6 protein-coding genes are annotated in these 3,683 nt (G+C 52.8%); 5 read left to right on the top strand and 1 reads right to left on the bottom strand.

The features are described from left to right. Window positions 1-731 precede the first annotated feature (731 nt). From IGS60_RS28115 to IGS60_RS28125, 3 genes are read left to right on the top strand one after another with little or no spacing between them, the layout of a single operon-like run. Window positions 732-1,010 carry a type II toxin-antitoxin system RelE/ParE family toxin gene (locus tag IGS60_RS28115; protein WP_230506892.1) on the top strand — a complete coding sequence of 93 codons (279 nt, stop codon included), beginning with the start codon at window positions 732-734 and terminating at the stop codon, window positions 1,008-1,010. Between the two features lie 21 nt (window positions 1,011-1,031). Then, complete coding sequence (locus IGS60_RS28120) at window positions 1,032-1,334, top strand: HigA family addiction module antitoxin (RefSeq protein WP_230506893.1); 303 nt, start codon at window positions 1,032-1,034, stop codon at window positions 1,332-1,334. 32 nt (window positions 1,335-1,366) lie between these two features. Next, entirely contained in the window at window positions 1,367-1,768 is a 402-nt protein-coding gene (locus IGS60_RS28125) for a hypothetical protein (protein WP_230506894.1), read from the top strand. 114 nt (window positions 1,769-1,882) lie between these two features. On the opposite strand, the gene IGS60_RS28130 is transcribed toward IGS60_RS28125, so the two are convergent. Beyond that, a complete protein-coding gene (locus IGS60_RS28130; RefSeq protein WP_230506895.1) occupies window positions 1,883-2,221 on the bottom strand; it encodes a hypothetical protein in 339 nt (112 codons plus the stop codon). 149 nt (window positions 2,222-2,370) lie between these two features. On the opposite strand from IGS60_RS28130, the gene IGS60_RS28135 reads away from it, so the two are divergent. Both IGS60_RS28135 and IGS60_RS28140 read left to right on the top strand, forming a co-directional pair. Beyond that, complete coding sequence (locus IGS60_RS28135) at window positions 2,371-2,637, top strand: hypothetical protein (RefSeq protein WP_230506896.1); 267 nt, start codon at window positions 2,371-2,373, stop codon at window positions 2,635-2,637. Window positions 2,638-2,652: 15 nt separating this feature from the next. Beyond that, window positions 2,653-2,856, top strand: a complete 204-nt coding sequence (locus tag IGS60_RS28140; RefSeq protein WP_230506897.1) for a hypothetical protein — start codon at window positions 2,653-2,655, stop codon at window positions 2,854-2,856. Window positions 2,857-3,683: the final 827 nt, after the last annotated feature.

Consider the following 3,683-nt stretch of genomic DNA (forward strand, 5'->3'; position numbering starts at 1 on the left):
GCAGGTAATCGACCTTGATGCGCGCTGTTCTGATTTATGAGTCATCGAAGAAGGCGCGACAGCGGGCCGGGATTTTGTTCTAGAGTCTGTTTTTTTGATCGAATGCAAAGAAAAAAATTTCAACTATGGCATGATTAAAATAGTCATTAAAATTGCGAGGTCTACTATGATCGCATTGATATATTTCATAGACATACGATGCGATGGCGTTAATTGTATAAACTCACCGCTTGGCGCAACTGCATTAAAAACTACACGACGATTTACGGGAATTAGTTGGGCTGCATGTTATGAACAAGCTGATGAATTAGGCTGGATAACCTGCAGAGCGCTAGGGCTGGCTCTATGCCCGAACTGTGTTAGGAGTGTGTCAAGAAAAGTTCACTAAGAAGATGCCATTACGCCTACCTTCAAGCGTATCGACCGCCAGTAGGCGGATTCGCAGACCTTCGGCGGGATACGGGTACGCGCTACGCGCTAGGCCTACCGGCCCGGCCCTACCGCCTCACCCCGGCTATAGCCGGGGCTTCGGGCGCCTGCTCACCGCATGCGCCAGCCGAAACCCCGCGCCCTCTCGGGACGCGGCGGCAGGCTCTCTAGTGGCCTGCTGACGTGCTTAAAACCAGCTTGGCAAGGAGGGCGCTCTTGCGCTCGGCTATTGCAATGTGTCAATAAGAAAATAATTTGCAAATTTATTGTATGGTGTAGCGATACACGGTATAATGCTACCTATGATAAAGACTTTCAAACATAAAGGTTTGCAGCGCTACTTTGAGACTGGTAGCAAGGCCGGAATTCAGGCGGCGCATGCTACCAAGTTGCGATTGCAACTGGCCGCGCTAGATATGGCAGTAAAGCCAGAAGACCTCTCAGCGCCATCGTGGGGGCTTCATCCACTTAAAGGAAATTTGAAGGGGCATTGGGCAATTACAGTAAATGGTAACTGGCGAATGATTTTTTCTTTTGATGGCACAGATGCCATTCTGGTTGACTATCTCGATTATCACTAATTTTTTATGGAGGGTTTAATAATGACTCGCATGCACAATCCGCCGCATCCCGGCGAGGTACTAAGGGAATATCTCGGTGAAATGACTATTACTGATACGGCATCGCGCCTTGGTGTTGGTCGTGTCACGCTTCAACGCATCCTCACTGGTGCTGCTGGTATTTCACCCGACATGGCGCACCGTCTTGGTGCCGCTTTTGGCACCAGCCCGGAAATGTGGGGCGGGATGCAACTGCAATTTGACCTCTATCAAGCAGGCATGAATAAGCGTCCAAAAATTGAACGTATTGTTTTTCAAACCAATGGCGCATGCTTGGCCGCTTGAAGGGAAATTTTATGGAGCCTAAAGGCACACTGATGCGTAAACCAGACCCTGAAACAGAAGCCCGTATGAAGGCAGTAATGGCGACTCATGCTCGTGAACGCGATGAACGCCAACAGCAATTACCCGCGATACGTCTGGAAGGAGAAGCCGCGCTTCGCCGTCTCCTTCCAGTAGCCCAGCGCGACACCGGCCAATCGTCCGTTATTGCCCGTTTCCTACTCAACCTGTACAACGGCACCCGTTTTCCGTTTGATATGACTGACCTACGACGGTTGGACTACAACCTTTTTGACGACTGCATCGCGGTTCTCAAGATGGATTTTCAGCTTCTGAAAGAGGTTCATCTTTACTTTGAGAACGGCGGTTCGATGTGGACGGCGTTGGCGAATCAATGGGGCTTCAAAGACTATGATGGCATTGAGTCCTGGCGTTGAGCAGAACACTATGCGCCGCGTTCACCAGTTGGTGCGCGGCGCTGACACAAATTTTCGCGGACGCGAAATTTTCCTCAATATTTTTGGCCCGTGATGCACGGGCCAAAAAATTGCTTAAAATAATTCTCCTTGGCGGTCTGCATACCCACACCAACGAGCAAAGCTATGCTCACCGCAGAACTGGCGGATGTTCTCAATGAAACCTTCTGCCCGAGCGCTCATTATTAAAGCCGCAATCACATCCTGGGAGTCGCCCATTTCAAAGCAGGTATCGAACTGACGTTCGCCTAACCCTTCAAAGCCACGATCCCATAACGTATAGCTGACAATATCTTGCACGAGGTCATGCTTAAAGGCCAGTTTGACGAACTTAACCCGCGATTCAAAAATATGCAGTTTGTTCGTCAGCTTGTGCAGGATGCGGCATACAGTAGTAGTTTGAGCAGTATTCATGGTGTCTCTTTGTATCTAAATGGTGAGTAATTATAACATTAAACGTCTTTTGAAAGACAAAATACTGTCAATATTTGTCTTTCGTGTTATAATATTTCACATGGATGCGACAACTATGTATAGCGCCTCAACTGAATTACGGAAAAATCATGACATTCTTTTCATTTCGGGCTGAATGCCCAAGCGATGTAAAACATTTCCAAGATACCTGCGCAGCCGCCGGTATCACTATCGCACTAGCGGCTTTCCCGGACGACGAATTCCCAGATGTGGAGATAGAAATGGAGTCCGCCGCCTCTCTTGAAACCCTTCGCAACGCCATGCGTGAAGTGGTAGATGGACACGTCATGCTCCAGACGTTGAGAGATTGTCGTCTCACAGAAAATTCCCTAGAACGTGACTATGATCTAGCGTAGGAAGGATTAGTCTTTATGCCTATTTACACATTTGAAGCCATACCAAACAAGTTTAAAAAAGAAAATAAAAATAGGACTAAAAATCTCATGCCGCCAACTGCTCAGCACGAGAAATTTAGCGGTAAATGCAATCGTTGTGGCGACCAAACGGAAGCATCAAAACCTAGCGTTGTTGCATGTAAGTGGGGCGGCTGCAATGGTGTTGTTCATATCACTTAACACAGATGGAGAAGAAAATGAGCATCGAGCAAAAAAGCAGGTTGATTGGCGCGATCATATGATCCGTTCCGCACTGGCGGCCGTAACCAACTGAACCAGAGGCAGTTTGTGGCGTGCCTGTCCGTGCGCCAGGTGGCGCTGGCCAGGGCCGTGCTGGCGTCACACAGCGCTGACACTTCGCGCGCTACGCGCTTGATTCCGACCGAATCTGCTGCGCAGATCAAGCCTCGGCGTTGCCGAGGTCGTCACGGCCGAGTACAGGTCTACCCCATTGAAAATTCAACGTCCACTTTCTTACCTTCTTTGGGGGAAAAATGAGCCGGCCAGAGAAGGCGCGGCAGCGGGCCGGGATTTTGCTTTAGCGGCCTGTCGCCCGTTCAGGGCGACACCTTCATCGTCACTCGGCGCTACGCGCCGCCGCACCAGCTGGTGCGCCACGATCCCGACCGCTACGCGCGTCAATGGGCAGCACCGTGCCGGCGCCGCCCTGGTGATCGCTGGGCCTGGTGGCCGCGCTCCCCCTGGTGCCACTGCCGGCGCCGCTGCAGCTGCTGCAGCCTGGCCGCGTGCGCGCCTGGTGGCGTCGCCCCGGCGCCGGCCAGGGCCGTGCTGCCGGCGTGCGCTGCGCGCACGTCCAGCAGCTGGCCCGCCTCGATCCCGACCGCTGCGCGCGTCGATGGGCAGCACCGTGCCGGCGCCGCCCTGCTGATCGCTGGGCCTATCGGCCGCGCGCTCCCTGGTGCTACTGCCGGCGCCGCTGCAGCTGCTGCAGCGCCTGGCCGCGTGCGCGCCTGGTGGCGTCGCCTCGGCGCCGGCCAGGGCCGTGC

The organism is Janthinobacterium sp. FW305-128 (genome assembly GCF_020858135.1).
Lineage (GTDB): Bacteria > Pseudomonadota > Gammaproteobacteria > Burkholderiales > Burkholderiaceae_D > Janthinobacterium.

What these genes read in the sequence shown, in the direction of transcription:
- IGS60_RS28135 (WP_230506896.1), top strand. Translation starts at nt 2,371, where the DNA reads ATGACATTCTTTTCATTTCGGGCTGAATGCCCAAGCGATGTAAAACAT.
- IGS60_RS28115 (WP_230506892.1), top strand. Translation starts at nt 732, where the DNA reads ATGATAAAGACTTTCAAACATAAAGGTTTGCAGCGCTACTTTGAGACT.
- IGS60_RS28130 (WP_230506895.1), bottom strand. Translation starts at nt 2,221, where the DNA reads ATGAATACTGCTCAAACTACTACTGTATGCCGCATCCTGCACAAGCTG.
- IGS60_RS28125 (WP_230506894.1), top strand. Translation starts at nt 1,367, where the DNA reads ATGCGTAAACCAGACCCTGAAACAGAAGCCCGTATGAAGGCAGTAATG.
- IGS60_RS28120 (WP_230506893.1), top strand. Translation starts at nt 1,032, where the DNA reads ATGACTCGCATGCACAATCCGCCGCATCCCGGCGAGGTACTAAGGGAA.
- IGS60_RS28140 (WP_230506897.1), top strand. Translation starts at nt 2,653, where the DNA reads ATGCCTATTTACACATTTGAAGCCATACCAAACAAGTTTAAAAAAGAA.